18 protein-coding genes are annotated in these 18,290 nt (G+C 63.3%); 11 read left to right on the top strand and 7 right to left on the bottom strand.

From position 1 onward, the window contains the following. Positions 1 to 5 precede the first annotated feature (5 nt). Together choX and HU737_RS22965 are read left to right on the top strand one after the other, a co-directional pair. A complete protein-coding gene (choX, locus tag HU737_RS22970; RefSeq protein ID WP_186553155.1) occupies positions 6 to 932 on the top strand; it encodes a choline ABC transporter substrate-binding protein in 927 nt (308 codons plus the stop codon). A gap of 125 nt (positions 933 to 1,057) precedes the next feature. Further along, the gene (locus HU737_RS22965) at positions 1,058 to 2,623 is read left to right on the top strand and encodes a SulP family inorganic anion transporter (protein WP_186553154.1); all 1,566 of its coding nucleotides are present in this window, start codon (positions 1,058 to 1,060) and stop codon (positions 2,621 to 2,623) included. 104 nt (positions 2,624 to 2,727) lie between these two features. On the opposite strand, the gene aroE is transcribed toward HU737_RS22965, so the two are convergent. Next, positions 2,728 to 3,552 carry a shikimate dehydrogenase gene (gene aroE, locus HU737_RS22960; protein ID WP_186553153.1) on the bottom strand — a complete coding sequence of 275 codons (825 nt, stop codon included), beginning with the start codon at positions 3,550 to 3,552 and terminating at the stop codon, positions 2,728 to 2,730. 26 nt (positions 3,553 to 3,578) lie between these two features. Next, positions 3,579 to 4,490: an oxygen-dependent coproporphyrinogen oxidase gene (gene hemF, locus HU737_RS22955; protein WP_186553152.1), complete on the bottom strand. Its 912-nt coding sequence runs from the start codon at positions 4,488 to 4,490 to the stop codon at positions 3,579 to 3,581. Positions 4,491 to 4,625: 135 nt separating this feature from the next. On the opposite strand from hemF, the gene HU737_RS22950 reads away from it, so the two are divergent. Next, positions 4,626 to 5,603 carry an NADPH:quinone reductase gene (locus HU737_RS22950; protein WP_186553151.1) on the top strand — a complete coding sequence of 326 codons (978 nt, stop codon included), beginning with the start codon at positions 4,626 to 4,628 and terminating at the stop codon, positions 5,601 to 5,603. 128 nt (positions 5,604 to 5,731) lie between these two features. On the opposite strand, the gene HU737_RS22945 is transcribed toward HU737_RS22950, so the two are convergent. From HU737_RS22945 to dprA, 3 genes are all read right to left on the bottom strand, one after another. Then, on the bottom strand, positions 5,732 to 6,043 hold the full coding sequence (locus HU737_RS22945; protein ID WP_186553150.1) for a DUF3077 domain-containing protein: 312 nt from the start codon (positions 6,041 to 6,043) through the stop codon (positions 5,732 to 5,734). Positions 6,044 to 6,557: 514 nt separating this feature from the next. Continuing rightward, positions 6,558 to 7,115, bottom strand: a complete 558-nt coding sequence (gene tsaC, locus HU737_RS22940; RefSeq protein WP_186553149.1) for an L-threonylcarbamoyladenylate synthase type 1 TsaC — start codon at positions 7,113 to 7,115, stop codon at positions 6,558 to 6,560. Positions 7,116 to 7,153: 38 nt separating this feature from the next. Next, a complete protein-coding gene (dprA, locus tag HU737_RS22935; RefSeq protein WP_186553148.1) occupies positions 7,154 to 8,251 on the bottom strand; it encodes a DNA-processing protein DprA in 1,098 nt (365 codons plus the stop codon). 209 nt (positions 8,252 to 8,460) lie between these two features. Here dprA and def point away from each other — a divergent pair, with 209 nt between their 5' ends. The 5 genes from def to HU737_RS22910 are packed head-to-tail and all read left to right on the top strand — an operon-like array spanning position 8,461 to position 12,992. Continuing rightward, a complete protein-coding gene (def, locus tag HU737_RS22930; RefSeq protein WP_186553147.1) occupies positions 8,461 to 8,967 on the top strand; it encodes a peptide deformylase in 507 nt (168 codons plus the stop codon). Between the two features lie 60 nt (positions 8,968 to 9,027). Further along, positions 9,028 to 9,960 carry a methionyl-tRNA formyltransferase gene (gene fmt / locus HU737_RS22925; protein WP_186553146.1) on the top strand — a complete coding sequence of 311 codons (933 nt, stop codon included), beginning with the start codon at positions 9,028 to 9,030 and terminating at the stop codon, positions 9,958 to 9,960. Then, on the top strand, positions 9,957 to 11,267 hold the full coding sequence (gene rsmB / locus HU737_RS22920) for a 16S rRNA (cytosine(967)-C(5))-methyltransferase RsmB (protein WP_186553145.1): 1,311 nt from the start codon (positions 9,957 to 9,959) through the stop codon (positions 11,265 to 11,267). The genes fmt and rsmB overlap by 4 nt, the downstream gene beginning before the upstream one ends. Before the next feature lie 22 nt (positions 11,268 to 11,289). Next, a complete protein-coding gene (gene trkA / locus HU737_RS22915) occupies positions 11,290 to 12,663 on the top strand; it encodes a Trk system potassium transporter TrkA (protein WP_186553144.1) in 1,374 nt (457 codons plus the stop codon). 11 nt (positions 12,664 to 12,674) lie between these two features. After that, the gene (locus HU737_RS22910) at positions 12,675 to 12,992 is read left to right on the top strand and encodes a tetratricopeptide repeat protein (protein ID WP_186553143.1); all 318 of its coding nucleotides are present in this window, start codon (positions 12,675 to 12,677) and stop codon (positions 12,990 to 12,992) included. A 160-nt stretch (positions 12,993 to 13,152) separates the two neighbouring features. On the opposite strand, the gene HU737_RS22905 is transcribed toward HU737_RS22910, so the two are convergent. Together HU737_RS22905 and HU737_RS22900 are read right to left on the bottom strand one after the other, a co-directional pair. Then, positions 13,153 to 14,040 carry a lysophospholipid acyltransferase gene (locus HU737_RS22905; protein ID WP_186553142.1) on the bottom strand — a complete coding sequence of 296 codons (888 nt, stop codon included), beginning with the start codon at positions 14,038 to 14,040 and terminating at the stop codon, positions 13,153 to 13,155. A 41-nt stretch (positions 14,041 to 14,081) separates the two neighbouring features. Continuing rightward, complete coding sequence (locus tag HU737_RS22900; protein ID WP_186553141.1) at positions 14,082 to 14,633, bottom strand: DNA-3-methyladenine glycosylase I; 552 nt, start codon at positions 14,631 to 14,633, stop codon at positions 14,082 to 14,084. 83 nt (positions 14,634 to 14,716) lie between these two features. Here HU737_RS22900 and glyQ point away from each other — a divergent pair, with 83 nt between their 5' ends. The 3 genes from glyQ to gmhB are packed head-to-tail and all read left to right on the top strand — an operon-like array spanning position 14,717 to position 18,246. After that, positions 14,717 to 15,664, top strand: coding sequence for a glycine--tRNA ligase subunit alpha (glyQ, locus tag HU737_RS22895; RefSeq protein ID WP_186553140.1), 948 nt, complete (start codon positions 14,717 to 14,719; stop codon positions 15,662 to 15,664). Beyond that, positions 15,661 to 17,715, top strand: a complete 2,055-nt coding sequence (gene glyS, locus HU737_RS22890) for a glycine--tRNA ligase subunit beta (protein ID WP_186553139.1) — start codon at positions 15,661 to 15,663, stop codon at positions 17,713 to 17,715. Before glyQ ends, glyS begins: the two co-directional genes overlap by 4 nt. 3 nt (positions 17,716 to 17,718) lie before the next feature. Beyond that, the gene (gene gmhB / locus HU737_RS22885) at positions 17,719 to 18,246 is read left to right on the top strand and encodes a D-glycero-beta-D-manno-heptose 1,7-bisphosphate 7-phosphatase (protein ID WP_186553138.1); all 528 of its coding nucleotides are present in this window, start codon (positions 17,719 to 17,721) and stop codon (positions 18,244 to 18,246) included. Positions 18,247 to 18,290 lie beyond the last annotated feature (44 nt).

The following is an 18,290-nucleotide window of genomic DNA, read 5'->3' as shown; positions in this document are numbered from 1 at the left end:
CCGCCATGAACACATTCTCCACCGCCATGATCAGCCTGGCCCTGAGCCTGGGCGCGGTCACCGCCAACGCCGACAGCGACGCACAGTGCAGCACGGTCAAACTGGCCGACCCTGGCTGGAGCGATATCGCCTCGACCAACGCCGTCGCCCGCTTGCTCCTGGAAAGCCTGGGTTATCAGGTGAAGATCGACAGCCTGGCGGTGCCAATCATCTATGGCGGCCTCAAGGACGGCAAGGTCGATGCCTTCCTCGGCAACTGGATGCCCGCGCACCAAGGCTTTCATGACAAGTTCATCGCCAACGGCGATGTGCAGAAACTCAGCCGCAACCTGCAAGGCACCGAGTTCACCCTGGCGGTACCTGATTACGTGTGGGATGCCGGGGTCAAGGACTTCGCCGACCTGCAAAAACATGCCGCACAGTTCGACAACAAGGTGTATGGGATCGGCTCTGGGGCGCCGGCTAACCTATCGCTCAAAGAAATCATCGAAAAAAACCAGTTCGACCTGGGCAAATGGAAACTGGTCGAGTCCAGTGAACAGGCAATGCTCACCCAGGTTGAGCGGGCAGTGAAGAAGCACCAATTCATCACCTTCCTCGGCTGGACCCCGCATCCGATGAATGTGAAGTTGAAGATGCATTACCTCACCGGCGGCGAGCAGTGGTTTGGCAGTAAAGGCGAGGTGTACACCTTGGTGCGCAAGGGTTATCCACAAGCCTGCCCCAATGCAGCGAAGCTACTGGCGAACCTGAGCTTCGATCTGGACATGGAGAACAGCATCATGGCGCAGGTTGTGGATAACAAAGTGAGCTTCGATGTGGCGGCCAAGGACTGGCTGAAGGTGCATCCCGAGCGGCTGCAGGGGTGGTTGGCTGGAGTGACGGCGAAAGAGGGTGGTGATGCGCTGACGGCGGTCAAAGCCAAGCTATAGTGGCGCTTTCATCGCGGGGCAAGCCCGCTCCCACGCAACATCCCTTTACCTAGGGGTAATTCGTGGCAGCGGGCTTGCCCCGCGATAGCGCCCGCTCAAACACTGCAAACCTTGGATAGATCGCCATGCCCCGCCTGACCCACCTGCTGCCGTTCCTCGCCTGGCTCCCCCGGCAATCGCGCCGTAGCCTGCGCCAGGACCTGCTGGTCGGCCTCAGCGGTGCGATCCTGGCTCTGCCGCAATCGATCGCCTACGCCCTGATCGCCGGCCTGCCCGCTGAATACGGCTTGTACGCCGCCATCGTGCCGGTGCTGATCGCCTGCCTGTGGGGCTCATCCTGGCACCTGATCTGCGGCCCCACCGCGGCAATCTCGATCGTTCTCTACACCAGCATCAGCCCCCTGGCCGTCAGCGGCAGCGCCGACTACGTCACCCTGATCCTGCTGCTGACTTTCCTCGGCGGCGCCTTCCAACTATTACTCGGGCTGCTGCGCTTCGGTGCGCTGGTCAACTTCGTCTCGCATTCGGTGGTCCTCGGCTTCACCCTCGGCGCGGCTATCGTCATCGCCCTGGGCCAACTGCCAAACCTACTGGGCATGGACCTGCCCAGCCAGGCTACAGCGCTAAAAACCCTCCAGGATCTGCTTGCCCATGCCGGGGAGGTCGACCTGCCATCGCTAAGCCTGGGCCTGGCCACATTGTTGATAGGCATCGTAATCAAGCTGCTGCGCCCGCGCTGGCCCAGCCTGTTGATAAGTCTGATCGTGGTCAGCCTGGCTGCTTGGCTGATGCCGAGCATGTTCGGCCACGTGCCACGGGTGCCGGCGTTCATTGGCCAACTGCCGCCACTGAGCCCGCTGCCACTGCTGGACCTGGAACTGATCCTGCGCCTGCTCCCCAGCGCCGTGGCGATCGGCATGCTCGGCCTGGTGACCAGCCTGTCCATCGCCCGCTCGCTGTCGGCGCGCTCCGAACAACTGATCGACGCCAACCAAGAGATCCGCGCCCAAGGCCTGTCGAACATGGTCGGGGCGGTGTTCTCCGGCTACCTGTCGTCGGGGTCTTTCACCCGTTCCGGCCTGAGCTACGAGGCCGGCGCCCGCTCGCCCATGGCCGGGGTGTTCTCGGCACTGTGGGTGGCGCTGTTCGCGGTAACCGGCGCCGGGTTGATCGCGCATTTGCCGATTCCGGCCATGGCCGGGAGCATTTTGTTGATCTGCTGGGGCTTGGTGGATCATCGCGGCATTCGTGCGTTGTTCCGGGTCAGCCGTGCCGAGTTTCTGGTGATGGCGCTGACAGCTGCCGCCACGCTGCTCCTGGAATTGCAGACAGCGATCTATGCAGGGGTGCTGGCGTCGCTGTTCTTCTACCTCAAGCGCACCTCGCGGCCACGGGTGCAGCAGAGTCGAGAAGGGCAGGCGGATGTGCTGCGGGTGGGCGGGTCGATCTTCTTTGGCGCCGCGCATTACCTGCAGGTGCGCTTGCAGCGCTGCCAGGGGCCGCATGTGGTGATCGATGCGCGGCAGGTCAACTTCATCGATTACTCAGGGGTCGACATGCTGCACCGCGAGGCGCGGAGATTAGGCCGTAATGGCGGCAGCCTGACCCTGCAAAGGGCGCGGCCGCAGGTGGTTGAAGAGTTGCAGAAGCTGGAAGGGGCTGAGTTGTGTCCGATCCGCTTTGAAGAGTGAGACCCACATCGCGGGGCAAGCCCGCTCCCACAGGGACAACGTGAACTCACGTGGGAGCGGGCTTGCCCCGCGAAGGGCCGCAAAGCGGCCCCAACATCTCAAATTCAGCCGCGCGCCAACTGCCGACGCAGCTCATCCAACACCGGCCCGGTCTCGGGACGAACCCCGCGCCAGATGAAAAACGCCTCAGCCGCCTGCTCCGCCAGCATCCCCAACCCATCCAATACCTGCGCGGCGCCTAACCGGCTGGCCCATTGGCAAAACGGGGTTGGCTCCTTGCCATACATCATGTCGTAGCACACCGTGCGCCCCGCCTCGACCAAGCTCTCGGCAATCGCTGGCATCTCGCCCGCCAGGCTCGCGGAAGTTGCATTGATGATCAGGTCGACCGGCTCCTGCAACCAGGCAAAACCACTGGCGACCACAGGCCCAAGTTCATCGAACTCCTGCGCCAGCTGTTCAGCCTTTTCCACCGTGCGGTTTGCGATCACCACCGACTGCGGGTTATGCGCCAGAAGCGGCTCCAACACCCCACGCACGGCGCCGCCGGCACCGAGGATGAGGATGCGCTTGCCCGTCAGCTCGACCCCAGCATTCACTGTCAGGTCACGCACCAGGCCCGCACCGTCGGTGTTATCGCCCTGCAACGTGCCATCGGCCAGCTTGCTCAGCGTATTCACCGCGCCAGCGCGCTGGGCTCGTGGGGTCAGGCTGTCGCACAGGCGATAGGCCTCTTCCTTGAACGGCACCGTGACGTTGGCGCCGCTGCCCTGCTTGAAGAAGCCCCGGGCGCAGTCGCTGAAGTCATCCAGTGGCGCCAGCAGCGTGTTGTACTCGATGTCCTGGCCGGTCTGGTCGGCGAACAGGCGATGGATCAACGGCGACTTGCTGTGGCCGATCGGGTTGCCGAAAACGACGTACTGGTCCATGAGGGCTCCTCGGTTATCCACAGGGCTCACTGGCCGAGCCAGTCGCGATCCTGCAGGAAGTACTCGGTCAGGCGCGCTTCTTCGCTGCCCGGCGCGGCCTTCCAATCGTAGCCCCAACGCACTTGCGGCGGCAGCGACATGAGGATCGACTCGGTACGGCCACCCGACTGCAGGCCGAACAGGGTGCCGCGGTCATAGACCAGGTTGAACTCAACATAGCGCCCGCGGCGGTATTCCTGGAACTCGCGCTGCTCAGCGGTATAGGGCGTGTCCTTGCGGCGCTGGACGATTGGCAGGTAGGCCTGAACATAGGCATCGCCGATGGCGCGGATGAAGGCAAAGCAGGTGTCGAAGTCCCACTCGTTCAAGTCATCGAAGAACAACCCACCAATACCACGCGGCTCGCCGCGGTGCTTGAGGTGGAAGTAGCGGTCGCACCAGGCCTTGTAGCGCGGGTAGACATCAGCGCCAAACGGCGCGCAGGCCTGCTCGGCGACGCGGTGCCAATGCACGCAGTCTTCCTCGTTGCCATAGTAGGGCGTCAGGTCGAAGCCACCGCCGAACCACCAGACCGCTTCCTCGCCTTCTTTCTCGGCGATGAAAAAGCGCACATTGGCGTGCGAAGTAGGGACATGCGGGTTGTGCGGGTGGATCACCAGCGACACGCCCAGCGCCTCGAAGCCGCGTCCGGCCAGCTCCGGCCGGTGAGCGCTGGCCGAAGGCGGCAGGCCTGAACCGAATACGTGGGAGAAATTGACTCCCCCTTTTTCGATCACCTTGCCCTCACCGATCACCCGCGTGCGCCCGCCACCACCGGCTTCGCGCACCCAGGCGTCCTCGACGAAGCGGGCGCCGCCGTCTTCGGTTTCAAGGGCAGAGCAGATGCGGTCTTGCAGGTCGAGCAGATAGGCCTTCACGGCCTCGGTGCGGCTGGTCATCGGGTCACCTGGGAGGGGCAGGGGAAGAATTCGCCGCGTAGCATACCACCGGCAACTGGCCCGCCGCAGTTGACGGCGATCAAGCAAAGGCGTCCGATAGAAGGCCTGCTTCAATCCCGACAACAGGAGTGCGAGATGGCCCAGCGTATCCAGTTCAGCCAGCATGGCGGCCCAGAAGTCCTGCAACTGGTCGAGTTCGACCCGGCCCCACCCGGCCCACAGCAAGTGCGCGTACGTAACCAGGCAGTCGGCCTGAACTTCATCGACACCTATTTTCGCAGTGGCCTGTATGCACCACCCTCGCTGCCCTCGGGCCTGGGCACCGAAGGCGCCGGCGTGGTCGATGCCGTGGGCGAGGGCGTCACCCGCCTGAAGGTCGGCGACCGCGTGGCCTATGCCGGCGGCCCGCTGGGTGCCTACAGCGATGTGCACACCCTGCCAGCAGCGAATCTGGTCAAGCTGCCCGACAGCATCAGCTTCGAGCAGGCCGCTGCGGTGATGCTCAAGGGCCTGACCGTGCAGTACCTGCTCAAGCAGACCTACGCCGTGCAGCCGGGCGATGTGATTCTGTTCCACGCCGCTGCCGGTGGGGTCGGTTCGCTGGCTTGCCAGTGGGCGGCAGCTCTGGGAGCCAAGTTGATTGGCACCGTCAGCTCGGCCGAGAAGGCCGAACGGGCCAAGGCGCTGGGCGCCTGGGAGACGATCGACTACAGCCGCGAAGACGTCGCCAAGCGCGTGCTGGAGCTGACTGACGGCAAGAAAGTGCCAGTGGTGTACGACGGGGTTGGCGCCGATACCTGGCTGACCTCGCTGGATTGCCTGCAACCGCGCGGCCTGATGGTGAGCTTTGGTAATGCCTCGGGCGCGGTCAGCGGGGTGAACCTGGGAATCCTGTCGCAGAAGGGCTCGCTGTATGTGACCCGCCCGACGTTGGCTAGCTATGCCAACAATGCCGAGAACACCCAGGCCATGGCCGATGACCTGTTCGCGATGATTGCCAGTGGCAAGCTGACCGTGGATATCCAGCAGCGTTATCCGCTGAGTGAAGCGGCCAAGGCGCAGACTGAATTGTCGGCGCGGCGCACGGTGGGTTCGACGGTGCTTCTGCCCTGACGCCAGTGGGGCCGCTTAGCGGCCCAATCGCGGGGCAAGCCCGCTCCCACGTTATAAGTGTGACCCCGAAGATTTTCGCGGTACTTATGGCCCACGTGGGAGCGGGCTTGCCCCGCGATAGCGTCAACTCAGACCGCCAATCGCTTGCTCAATGTCCCGGACTCGAAGCTGTCGAGCAACGCTTCAACCACCCCCTCAGCCGCCTCGACCGCATGCAGGTTCGCCCAGAACATGCCGCGGCCTTCTTCGCGCAGATGATCAATGGCCTGCATGCCTGTTTCGTAGGCACAGCGCAGGTGCAGGGCTACGTGGACCAAGGCGTCTTCGATGGGGATGTTGGGGTTTACCGAATACAGCGGCGGGTGGCCGGCATCGCAGCGGCCGAAGGGGTGAGCGGTAGTTGTAGGAAGTGGCGGATCCGGTACGAGCTTTCTAGTCATGGCAACCTCAATAATTGAAGCTGGCACATCATCCGTTACCACACGAATGGGTGGCAGCTGCACGCGGGGTGGTAAACCGGAGAGGTACCAGACCCGGCAGGCTCGCAAGCCTCCCGCGCACAGCCGCCATAGACGACTCTGATACCTATTCCAGTGGGGTTACCACACCCCATCGCCGAGTTATTCAGCGACGAAATGAAGCCTAGAGGTACGAGTTCCCACTGAGAAGGTAACGGCGTTCGACAGCGTGCGTAGGATATTTCCCTGAATGCCGTTGGGACAGCCATATAAGACAAATTCAGAAAAATCTGGGGGCTGCGCTAGCACTGTTTCGTTGTTCACACAGACACTATCGCGGGGCAAGCCCGCTCCCACGTGATAGCTCCCACGTCATAGCCGCAACCCTCACGAATTCGCGCCATTGAGCATCCACGTGGGAGCGGGCTTGCCCCGCGATAAGGCTCCACGCAACGGCAATTCCTTACCTGACTGCATTGGCCCCAGAATGCCGATTTCAGCCCGCGCGAACCACTTCACCGGTGGCCAGATCACGAATCACACTCGGATTCTTCCGCCCCCCCAGCGCCCCGCCCAGCACCAGGTCCAGCTGGCCGCGGAAATACTGCTCGACGCGCAACCGGCTCTTGGCCGCTGGCCGCCCCCCCGGGTTGGCGGATGTCGAGATCAACGGCCCGACCAGCGCACACAACTCGCGCACCAGCGGATGATCGCTGACCCGCAACGCCACCGTATCGTGCTGCCCGGTCACCCACTCGGGCAACAAGCCTTGATGCGGCACCAGCCAGGTATTAGGCCCGGGCCAGGTGCTGCTCATGCGCTCGATCCAGTCTTCGGGGAAGTCTTCGAACAGGAAGTCGAACTGGTGAATGTTGTCGGCAACCAGAATCAGGCCTTTATCCACAGGCCGCGACTTGAGCGCCAGCAGGCGATACACCGCGTCTTCGTTCCACGGGTCGCAGCCCAGGCCCCAGACCGCTTCCGTCGGATAGGCAATCACCGCGCCCGCCCGAATCTCCCGTGCGGCTTGTTGCACACGCCAACTGCTCACCATTGCTGTCTCTCCGCATATAAAGCTGATCTGCAGTTTACTTAGCCGGACCGCGCAAACCAACGCCCAGCTTCATTGCTGACCCGCCCTTCAAGCTCAAGCTCGGTGAGGCTGGCCAACACCTGCGCCATGGGCTGGCCGCTGCTGCGCGCCAGGCTCTCGCTGGTCTGCGGCTGGGCATGCAACAAGGCGAGCAGGGGATGGGCAGGCTTATCCACAGGCGCAGGAGGCAGGTTCTGCCAACCGCGCAGACTGTCGAGGATCTGTTCCACGCTCTCTACCAACAAGGCGCCGTCGCGAATCAGTTGGTGACAGCCCTTGGCGCCAGGGTGGTGGATGGAGCCAGGCAGCGCGTACACCTCACGGCCTTGCTCAGCTGCCAGCCGCGCGCTGATCAACGAGCCACTGGCCAGGCTCGCCTCAACCACCAGCACGCCCAACGACAGGCCGCTGATGATCCGGTTGCGGCGAGGGAAGTTGGCAGGCAACGGGCCGGCGTCCAGTGGGAACTCGGAAACCACCGCACTACCGCGCTCGATCATCGCCTGGGCGAGCGACTGGTGGCGCTGTGGATAAAGTTTTTCCAAGCCCGTGCCCAGCACCCCAATCGTGCTCCCGCCTGCCTCCAATGCGGCCCGATGAGCGGCACCGTCGACGCCCACCGCCAAGCCGCTGGTGATGGTAAATCCGGCCTTGGCCAGGTAGCGCGAGAACATCGCCGCGTTATCCAGCGCAGGCGGTGTCGCCCTGCGACTGCCGACGATCGCCAGCTGCGGGCGCTCGAGCAGGGCTGGGTTACCGGCGACAAAAAGCAGCGGCGGGGCATCGTCGATTTCGCCCAGCAGCGGTGGATAACCCGGCTGGTCCCACATCAGTAAATGCTGGCCAGGCCGCTCTAGCCAGGCCATTGCGGCACTTGCACCATCGCGCACCTCAGGGCTGCGGCGCGCTTCGCAGGCGGCTGCGGGAATGCCCAACGTACGCCACGCGGTGGCCGGCGCACTGAGTGCCGAAGAGGCACTGCCGAAAGCTTCGATCAGCGTTTGAAAGCGCCGCAGACCCACCTCGGGCAGCCGATGCAGACGCAAGCGCGCCTCAAGCTCGGCAGGCGGACAAGCAGACGAATGGTGTTCCGGCATGGCAGATCATCCTTGATCGACAGAGGGTCATCCACCTGGCACAACCTGTGGATAACTGTGTTGATAATACTTTGACAACCTGTCAGTCGAATGGGCTATAAGGCGTCCTTTGAAACCCTAGACGAGCTTTGCCAGGTGCTGAATCCCCCGTTTCCCTTTATTATGTGTGCTCAGTTTTCAACCGACCGCACAGTGACTGCCTGACCCCTATGGCCATTTTGAACATTCTCGAATTCCCTGACCCGCGCCTGCGCACCATCGCCAAACCGGTGACGGAGTTCGACGACGCCCTGCGCCAGCTGATCGACGACATGTTTGAAACCATGTACGAAGCCCCTGGCATCGGCCTGGCCGCGACCCAGGTCAACGTACACCTGCGCCTGGTGGTGATGGACCTGAGCGAAGATCGCAGCGAGCCACGGGTGTTCATCAACCCCGAGGTCGAAGAGCTGACCCACGACATGGGCCAGTACCAGGAAGGCTGCCTGTCGGTGCCGGGCTTCTACGAGAACGTCGACCGCCCGTTGCGGGTCCGGGTCAAGGCTCAGGATCGCGATGGCAAACCGTACGAGCTGGAGGCCGAGGGCCTGCTTGCGGTGTGCATCCAGCACGAGCTGGATCACCTCAACGGCAAGCTGTTCGTCGACTACCTGTCGCAGCTCAAACGTGACCGGATCAAGAAGAAGCTGGAAAAGCAGCACCGCCAGCAAGCCTGATTCCCACCTTGCAGAAGGCTTGCTCCGGCAAGCCTTTTTCTTTTTTAAAGCGAGAACTCCATGCGCATCGTCTTCGCAGGCACCCCAGAGTTTGCCGCCGAACACCTCAAAGCCCTGCTCGACAGCCCCTACCAAGTGGTGGCGGTATACACCCAGCCGGATCGCCCGGCGGGCCGTGGGCAGAAGCTCATGCCGAGCCCGGTCAAGCAATTGGCTGTGGCCCATGACATCCCGGTGTTGCAGCCGCCAACCTTGCGCAATGCCGAGGCTCAGGCGGAGCTGGCCGCGCTCAAGCCCGACCTGATGGTGGTGGTTGCCTACGGCCTGATCCTGCCGCAGGCGGTGCTCGACATCCCGCGCCTGGGCTGCATCAACAGCCATGCCTCGCTGCTGCCACGCTGGCGCGGTGCGGCGCCGATCCAACGCGCCGTGGAAGCCGGCGATGCCCAGAGCGGCGTCACCGTGATGCGCATGGAAGCAGGGCTGGATACCGGGCCGATGCTGCTCAAGGTAGTCACCCCGATCAGCGCCGACGATACCGGCGGCAGCCTGCACGATCGCCTCGCCGAGATGGGCCCGCCAGCCGTGGTCCAGGCCATCGCCGGCCTGGCCGATGGCAGCCTGCAAGGTGAAGTGCAGGACGATGCCCTGGCCACCTATGCGCACAAGCTGAACAAAGACGAAGCACGCATCGACTGGAACCGCCCGGCGGTGGAGCTGGAGCGCCTGGTGCGCGCCTTCAACCCTTGGCCGGTGTGCCACAGCACCCTCGATGGCGAGAGCATCAAGGTACTGGCCGCCAACTTGTCCACAGGCAAGGGCGCACCGGGCGAGATCCTCAGCGCCAGCAAAGACGGCCTGGTGGTCGCCTGCGGTGACCAGGCACTGAGCCTGACCCGCCTGCAACTGCCAGGTGGCAAGGCGCTGAATTTCAGCGACCTGTTCAACAGCCGTCGCGAGAAATTCGCCAGCGGTAAGGTGCTTGGCCAATGAACCCACGTCTGGCCGCCGCCCGCGCCCTGGCCGCCGTGCTCAGCGGCAAGGCTTCGCTGAACAGCTCGCTGCCAGCTCAACTGGACAAGGTCGACGAGCGCGACCGTGGCCTGACCCAAGACTTGGCGTTCGGCACCGCCCGTTGGCAGCCACGCCTGGACCTGTTGGCCGAGAAGCTCTTGCAGAAGCCTTTCAAAGCCGCCGACTGCGATGTGCAGGCGTTGTTGCTGGTCGGCCTGTACCAGCTGTTCTACACGCGCATTCCGGCCCATGCCGCCATTGGCGAGACCGTGGGCTGCGCCGACAAGCTGAAAAAACCCTGGGCCAAGGCCCTGCTCAATGCCGTGCTGCGCCGCGCCCAGCGGGAAGGGGAAGAGATCCTCGCCGGTATGGAGCGCGATCCGGTGGTGCGCACTGCCCATCCGCGCTGGCTGCAGAAGTCGCTCAAGGCCTTCTGGCCAGAGCAGTGGGAAGCGATTTGCGCGGCCAACAACGCCCACCCGCCGATGATCCTGCGGGTAAATCGCCGCCATCACAGCCGCGATGCCTACCTGGCGTTGCTGGCTGAAGCGGGCATCACTGCCAGCGCTTGCCAATACAGCCGTGACGGCATCGTGCTCGAAGCCGCCTGCGACGTGCGCGGCCTGCCGGGCTTTGCCGACGGTTGGGTCAGCGTGCAGGACGAGGCCGCGCAACTGGCTGCCGACCTGCTCGATCTGGCGCCCGGCCAGCGCGTGCTCGACGCCTGCTGCGCGCCGGGCGGCAAGACCTGCCACCTGCTCGAAGCCGAACAGGGCCTGAGCGAAGTGGTCGCCATCGACCTGGAAGCCAAACGCCTGACCCGTGTGCGCGAGAACCTCGACCGTTTGCAGCTGGACGCCAAGCTGATCGCCTGTGACGCCCGCGAAACCGCCGCCTGGTGGGACGGCAAGCAGTTCCAGCGGATCCTGCTCGACGCCCCATGCTCGGCCACCGGCGTGATCCGCCGTCACCCCGACATCAAACTGACCCGCCAGGCCGACGACATCCCGGCCTTGGCCAGCCTGCAAGGCGAATTGCTCGATGCCCTGTGGCCGACCCTGGAAGTCGGCGGCATGCTGCTCTACGCCACCTGCTCGAGCCTGCCGACGGAAAACACCGAAGTGATCGATGCCTTCCTGGCCCGCACCCCTGGGGCTCGCGAGCTGGACCTGGCCACCACCGCCGGCCTGCGCCAGGCGCATGGTCGCCAGCTGTTGGCCCAGGAAGGCGGCCACGACGGCTTCTACTATGCCAAGCTGATCAAGATTGCCGCTTCGCGCGGATAAAAATAAAGGTTAGGAGTAGCGGATGAAGATCATCATCCTCGGCGCAGGCCAGGTAGGCGGCACGCTGGCGGAACACTTGGCCAGCGAAGCCAACGACATCACGGTGGTCGACACCGATGGCGAACGCCTGCGCGACCTCGGCGATCGCCTCGATATCCGCACCGTACAAGGCCGTGGCTCGTTGCCAACGGTCCTGCGCCAGGCCGGCGCCGATGACGCCGACATGTTGGTAGCGGTCACCAACAGCGACGAGACCAACATGGTCGCCTGCCAGGTCGCCTATTCGCTGTTCCATACCCCGACCAAGATCGCCCGGGTGCGTGAGTCGGCCTACCTCACCCGCGAAGAGCTGTTCCACAACGACCACATTCCGGTCGACGTGCTGATCAGCCCCGAGCAGGTGGTGACCAACTACATCAAGCGCCTGATCGAGCACCCCGGCGCGCTGCAGGTGATCGACTTCGCCGAAGGCAAGGCGCAGCTGGTAGCGGTCAAGGCCTACTATGGCGGCCCCCTGGTCGGCCAGCAGCTGCGCCAGATCCGCGCGCACATGCCCAACGTCGACACCCGGGTGGCGGCGATCTTCCGTCGCGACCGACCGATCAAGCCGCATGGCGATACCGTGATCGAAGCCGACGACGAAGTGTTCTTCATCGCCGCCAAGGCCCACATCCGAGCGGTGATGGGCGAGCTGCGGCGCATCGACGAAACCAACAAGCGTGTGGTCATCGCCGGTGGCGGGCAGATCGGCGAACGTCTGGCCGAGGCCATCGAGAGCCGCTATCAGGTCAAGATCATCGAGATGAGCCCGGCGCGTTGCCGCTATCTGTCCGACACCCTGGAAAGCACTGTGGTGTTGCAGGGCAGCGCTTCGGACAAGGACCTGATGCTCGAAGAGAACATCGCAGACGCCGATATCTTCCTGGCCCTGACCAACGACGACGAGGCCAACATCATGTCCTCGCTGCTGGCCAAGCGCCTGGGCGCGAGCAAGGTCATGACACTTATCAACAACCCGGCCTATGTCGACCTGGTCCAGGGCGGCGATATCGATATCGCCATCAGCCCGCAGCTGGCGACCATCGGCACCTTGCTGGCGCACGTGCGCCGCGGCGATATCGTCAGCGTGCACTCGCTGCGTCGGGGCGCGGCGGAAGCCATCGAAGCGGTGGCGCACGGCGATTCGAAGTCGAGCAAGGTGATTGGCAAGGCCATCGAAGACATCGCCCTGCCGCCCGGCACCACCATCGGCGCGATCATTCGCGACGAGCAAGTGCTGATTGCCCACGACGACACGGTGATCGAGGCCGGCGACCATGTGATTCTGTTCGTTGTGGATAAAAAGCATATCCGTGACGTGGAGAAGCTGTTCCACGTGGGCTTGAGCTTCTTCTAAGGAGAAACGGCATGCGCGAATCGCTGGAAAAAATGCTCGCCAAGGGTGTGGATAACGCGCTGTTGCGCTTTGGTCTGGGCAAGGCTTGGCTGGATGAGGGCAACGGCGCTGAGGCGGCGGTGCACCTGGCGCGGTGTGTCGAGCAGGATCCGAAGTATTCGGCGGCTTGGAAGCTTTTAGGTAAGGCGTATCAGCTGGACGGCAACCTGGAGGCGGCGCGCAAGTCCTGGGAGGAGGGCATTGCCGCCGCGCAGGCGCATGGCGACAAGCAGGCCGAAAAAGAGATGACGGTGTTTCTCAAAAAGCTGGATAAAGCTGCCAGACCTTAATGCGTTTTGCCTGAGCCACCGCAATCGCGGGGCAAGCCCGCTCCCACGTAGTCCGAGCCGAGCCCAAAATGTGGGCCTTGCAGAGACCTCGTGGGAGCGGGCTTGCCCCGCGATTGCGATGGCTCAGGCAGTCACTCTCTTAACTGACTAGCATTCGATGTCAGTACCAGCGCGCCTCGCCCGCCGGGCGCTTCTTGAAGCGTTTCATGCTCCACATGTACTGGCTCGGATACTCACGCACATAACGCTCGACCACCTTGCTCATGGCCGCCGCCGATACGGTCACATCGTCGCTGTACATCTCTTGCGGCGCCGCTTCCAGAATCACCCGGAACCCCGAGCCATCCGGCAGCCGCAGGGCATGCAGGAACACCCCCACCGCCTTGCCACCGGCGAGCATGTTCGGCACGAACTTGCTGGTCAGCGCCTGCGTACCCAGGAACGGTACGAACACCCCCGCCGACTCAGCCGGCTCCGGGTCAGCGGGGATCCCCACCTGGCCACCACGACGCACTTCCTTGATCACGCTAAGGATGCCTTCCTTGGTCGACGGCGCCACGCGGTTACCCATCTGCACGCGCTGTTCGCGCAGCAAGTCATCCACCGCCTTGAGCTTGGGCGGGCGGTAGAAAATGATCGGTTTGCACTGGCTGCAATAGAAGTGGTTCAACACCTCCCAGTTGCCCAGGTGGCTGGTGATACCGACCACGCCCTTGCCCGAGGCCAGGGCCTGCTCCAGCACTTCCAGGCCGTGCACTTCCTTGACCAGCTCGAGCGAGCGCTGTGGTGGCCAGATCCAGGCGCAGGCGCTTTCGACGAACGATTTGCCAATGTCACGCAGGGCGCGGCCCACCAGTTGCTCGCGCTCGGCAGGATCCATTTGCGGGAAGCACTTGGCCAGGTTGATCCGCACCACGTTGCGCGAACCGTTAGGAATCTTCCACATGAGCCAGCCGATACCCGCGCCAACTCGCTGCACTGCCCCCCAGGGCAGTTTGGCGAACAGTCGCAGCACCCCGACCATCAGGGCGCCTTTGAATTTTTCCACAGCCCTATTCCTTATTTCTGCAAGGCGCGCATTGTAACCCCTCAGCGCAGCAACGCGGCGTAGCGATCGCAGTCGGTGGTGTGATCCATGACCATGCCGGTGGCTTGCATGAAGGCGTAGCAGATGGTCGGGCCGACGAACGTGAAGCCGGCTTTTTGCAGCGCCTTGCTCATCGCCTTGGCTTCGTCGGTGACTGCCGGGACGTCGCTGCGGCCCTTGAAGTGGTTGATCTTCGGCTCGCCGCCCACGAACGACCAGAGCCACTGCGCGGGGTTATCCACAGCCAGCCAGGCCTTGGCATTGCGCCTTGCGGCGTTGAGTTTGAGGCGGTTGCGGATGATCCCGGCATCGAGCATCAGCTCCTCGATGCGCTCATCGCCCATTTGCGCCAGCTGCACCGGGTCAAAGCCATACATCACCTGGCGATAGCGCTCGCGTTTGCGCAGCACGGTGATCCATGACAGCCCCGCCTGGAACCCTTCGAGCAAAAGCATCTCGAACAGCAACGCCGGGTCGCGCTGTGGCGTTCCCCATTCCTGGTCGTGATAGGCCTGGTACAACGGATCGTCGGTACACCAAAAGCAGCGTGGCATAAGGCTCCAATGAGTAGAGGGCGAGGCGAATCAGGTTATACTCCCGCTCTTTACATCCGCATCCCCAGATACAGGTGAATTTCGTGAGCCAGCCTACGCCAGCCGTGCGTACCTTCCAAGACCTCATCCTCGCCCTGCAGCAATACTGGGCGGAGCAAGGTTGTGTGGTACTTCAGCCCTACGATATGGAAGTAGGCGCCGGCACTTTCCACACCGCTACTTTCCTGCGCGCCGTCGGCCCAGAGACCTGGAACGCCGCCTACGTGCAGCCTAGCCGTCGTCCAGCCGACGGACGGTATGGCGAGAACCCTAACCGCCTGCAGCACTACTACCAGTTCCAGGTGGTCCTCAAGCCCAACCCGGCCAACTTCCAGGAGCTGTACCTCGGCTCGCTGAAAGCGATCGGCCTGGACCCGCTGGTCCACGACATTCGCTTCGTCGAAGACAACTGGGAATCGCCAACCCTCGGTGCCTGGGGTCTGGGCTGGGAAATCTGGCTCAACGGCATGGAAGTGACGCAGTTCACCTACTTCCAGCAAGTCGGTGGCATCGAGTGCTACCCGGTCACCGGTGAAATCACCTATGGCCTGGAGCGTCTGGCCATGTACATCCAGGGCGTCGACTCGGTCTACGACCTGATCTGGGCCGATGGCCCGTTCGGCACCGTGACCTATGGCGATGTGTTCCACCAGAACGAAGTGGAGCAGTCGACCTACAACTTCGAGCACGCCAACGTCGAGAAACTGTTCGAGCTGTTCGACTTCTACGAAAGCGAAGCGAACCGTCTGATCAAGCTCGACCTGCCGCTGCCGACCTATGAAATGGTCCTGAAGGCTTCGCACACCTTCAACCTGCTCGACGCCCGCCGCGCCATCTCGGTGACCGAGCGTCAGCGCTACATCCTGCGTGTGCGTACCCTGGCCCGGGACGTGGCGCAAAGCTATCTGCAAGCTCGCGCACGCCTGGGCTTCCCGATGGCGACCCCTGAACTGCGTGATGAAGTGTTGGCTAAGCTGGAGGCTGCACAATGAGTGCTCAAGATTTCCTGGTTGAACTGGGCACCGAAGAGCTGCCACCCAAGGCCCTCGCCAGCCTCGGCGACGCCTTCCTGGCAGGCATCGAGAAAGGCTTGCAGGCCGCTGGCCTGAACTACACCGCCAAGCAGGTCTATGCCGCGCCGCGCCGTCTGGCCGTGCTGATCCGTCAGCTCGACGTGCAGCAGCCAGACCGCAGCATCAACGTCGACGGCCCTCCTGTGCAGGCTGCGTTCGATGCTGAAGGCAAACCGACCCAGGCGGCACTGGGCTTTGCCAAGAAATGTGGCGTCGATCTGTCCGAGATCGACCAGAGCGGCGCCAAGCTGCGCTTCTCCCAGCACATCCCGGGCAAGGCTACCACCAGCCTGTTGCCGACCATCGTCGAAGATTCGCTCAACGACCTGCCGATTCCTAAGCGCATGCGCTGGGCGGCCAGCCGTGAAGAGTTCGTGCGTCCAACCCAGTGGCTGGTCATGCTGCTTGGTGACCAGGTCGTCGACTGCACCATCCTCAAGCAACAGGCCGGGCGCGAGTCGCGTGGCCACCGTTTCCACCACCCGGAAAACGTGGTCATCACCACCCCGGCCAACTACGTCGAAGACCTGCGCAAGGCCTACGTGCTGGCCGACTTCGCCGAGCGCCGCGAGCTGATCGCCAAGCGCACCGCGGAACTTGCCATGCAGCAGGAAGGCACGGCCATCGTGCCGCCGGCGCTGCTCGATGAAGTGACCGCGCTGGTCGAGTGGCCTGTGCCGCTGGTGTGCTCGTTCGAGGAGCGTTTCCTCGACGTGCCGCAAGAAGCGCTGATCACCACCATGCAGGACAACCAGAAGTACTTCTGCCTGCTCGACAGCGAAGGCAAGCTGCTGCCGCGCTTCATCACCGTGGCCAACGTCGAGAGCCGCGATCCGAAGCAGATCGTCCAGGGCAACGAGAAGGTCGTGCGTCCGCGCCTGACCGACGCCGAGTTCTTCTTCAAGCAAGACAAGAAGCAGCCGCTGGCAACCTTCAACGAGCGCCTGAAGAACGTGGTGTTCCAGGCTCAGCTGGGCAGCGTCTACGACAAAGCCGAGCGTGTCTCGAAACTGGCAGCCTTCATTGCCCCGCACATTGGTGGCGACGCCCAGCGTGCCGCGCGTGCTGGCCTGCTGTCCAAGTGCGACCTGGCCACCGAAATGGTTGGCGAATTCCCTGAAATGCAGGGCATCGCGGGCTACTACTACGCCGTCAACGATGGCGAGCCAGAAGACGTTGCCCAGGCCCTGAACGAGCAGTACATGCCGCGCGGTGCTGGCGCTGAACTGCCACAGACCCTGACTGGCGCTGCCGTGGCCATCGCCGACAAGCTCGACACCCTGGTCGGCATCTTCGGCATCGGCATGCTGCCAACCGGTAGCAAAGACCCGTACGCCCTGCGTCGCGCCGCCCTGGGCGTGTTGCGCATCCTGATCGAGAAGCAGCTGGACCTGGACCTGACCGACGCCGTGAGCTTCGCCGTCACCCAGTTCGGCAGCAAGGTCAAGGCTGCTGGGCTGTCCGAGCAAGTCCTGGAGTTCATCTTCGACCGCCTGCGTGCGCGTTATGAAGACGAAGGCATCGACGTTGGCACCTACCTGTCGGTGCGTGCCCTGAAGCCGGGCTCTGCCCTGGACTTCGACCAGCGCGTACAGGCCGTGCAGGCCTTCCGCAAGCTGCCGGAAGCCGAAGCCCTGGCGGCGGTGAACAAGCGCGTGTCGAACCTGCTGAGCAAAGCCGAAGGCGCTATCGCCGAACAGGTCGAGCCGAAGTACTTCGACAATGCCAATGAGTTCTCCCTGTACTCGGCCATCCAGCAGGCCGACCAGGCCGTGCAACCGATGGCAGCTGCGCGTCAGTACAGCGAGTCGCTGGCTCGCCTGGCGGCCCTGCGTGATCCGGTCGACGCCTTCTTCGAGGCGGTGATGGTCAACGCCGAAGACGCCAAGGTGCGCGCCAACCGTTATGCCCTGCTCAGCCGCCTGCGCGGTCTGTTCCTGGGCGTGGCCGACATTTCGCTGCTGGGGTAAGCCTTGAAACTGCTGATTCTCGATCGTGACGGGGTGATCAACTTCGACTCCGACGCCTACATCAAGTCATTGCAGGAGTGGATCCCCATTCCCGGCTCGATCGAGGCCATCGCGCAGTTGAGCAAGGCCGGCTGGACGGTGGCGGTCGCCACCAACCAGTCCGGCATTGCCCGTGGCTATTACCCGCTGCAAACCCTCGAGGCCATGCATGCGCGCCTGCGCGAGCTGGTGGCCGAGCAGGGTGGTGAAGTCGGTCATATCGTCTATTGCCCGCATGGACCGGACGAGGGCTGCGACTGCCGCAAACCCAAGCCTGGCATGTTGCGGGCAATCGCCGAGCATTATCAGGCAGACCTGAGCGGCATCTGGTTTGTTGGAGACAGCAAAGGTGACCTGGAGGCCGCCCTGGCCGTCGGAGCACAACCAGTGCTGGTGAAAACCGGCAAGGGTGAGAAGACCCTGAGTAAAGGCGTCCCGCAAAACACCCTGATTTTTGACGATCTGGCCGCTGTGGCCAGAGCACTTATTTAAGAGGGTGCGCCACGCTGGCGCACTTTTTCATTAGGCGGGCATGC

The organism is Pseudomonas urmiensis, assembly GCF_014268815.2.
Taxonomy (GTDB): Bacteria; Pseudomonadota; Gammaproteobacteria; order Pseudomonadales; family Pseudomonadaceae; genus Aquipseudomonas; species Aquipseudomonas urmiensis.
The sequence above is the reverse complement of the archived record's forward strand: the minus strand, read 5'-3'. Positions and strand labels throughout refer to the sequence as shown.

What these genes read in the sequence shown, in the direction of transcription:
- aroE (WP_186553153.1), bottom strand. Translation starts at nt 3,552, where the DNA reads ATGGACCAGTACGTCGTTTTCGGCAACCCGATCGGCCACAGCAAGTCG.
- dprA (WP_186553148.1), bottom strand. Translation starts at nt 8,251, where the DNA reads ATGCCGGAACACCATTCGTCTGCTTGTCCGCCTGCCGAGCTTGAGGCG.
- HU737_RS22945 (WP_186553150.1), bottom strand. Translation starts at nt 6,043, where the DNA reads ATGACTAGAAAGCTCGTACCGGATCCGCCACTTCCTACAACTACCGCT.
- hemF (WP_186553152.1), bottom strand. Translation starts at nt 4,490, where the DNA reads ATGACCAGCCGCACCGAGGCCGTGAAGGCCTATCTGCTCGACCTGCAA.
- tsaC (WP_186553149.1), bottom strand. Translation starts at nt 7,115, where the DNA reads ATGGTGAGCAGTTGGCGTGTGCAACAAGCCGCACGGGAGATTCGGGCG.
- HU737_RS22965 (WP_186553154.1), top strand. Translation starts at nt 1,058, where the DNA reads ATGCCCCGCCTGACCCACCTGCTGCCGTTCCTCGCCTGGCTCCCCCGG.
- HU737_RS22950 (WP_186553151.1), top strand. Translation starts at nt 4,626, where the DNA reads ATGGCCCAGCGTATCCAGTTCAGCCAGCATGGCGGCCCAGAAGTCCTG.
- fmt (WP_186553146.1), top strand. Translation starts at nt 9,028, where the DNA reads ATGCGCATCGTCTTCGCAGGCACCCCAGAGTTTGCCGCCGAACACCTC.
- HU737_RS22900 (WP_186553141.1), bottom strand. Translation starts at nt 14,633, where the DNA reads ATGCCACGCTGCTTTTGGTGTACCGACGATCCGTTGTACCAGGCCTAT.
- trkA (WP_186553144.1), top strand. Translation starts at nt 11,290, where the DNA reads ATGAAGATCATCATCCTCGGCGCAGGCCAGGTAGGCGGCACGCTGGCG.
- def (WP_186553147.1), top strand. Translation starts at nt 8,461, where the DNA reads ATGGCCATTTTGAACATTCTCGAATTCCCTGACCCGCGCCTGCGCACC.
- choX (WP_186553155.1), top strand. Translation starts at nt 6, where the DNA reads ATGAACACATTCTCCACCGCCATGATCAGCCTGGCCCTGAGCCTGGGC.
- glyS (WP_186553139.1), top strand. Translation starts at nt 15,661, where the DNA reads ATGAGTGCTCAAGATTTCCTGGTTGAACTGGGCACCGAAGAGCTGCCA.
- HU737_RS22910 (WP_186553143.1), top strand. Translation starts at nt 12,675, where the DNA reads ATGCGCGAATCGCTGGAAAAAATGCTCGCCAAGGGTGTGGATAACGCG.
- rsmB (WP_186553145.1), top strand. Translation starts at nt 9,957, where the DNA reads ATGAACCCACGTCTGGCCGCCGCCCGCGCCCTGGCCGCCGTGCTCAGC.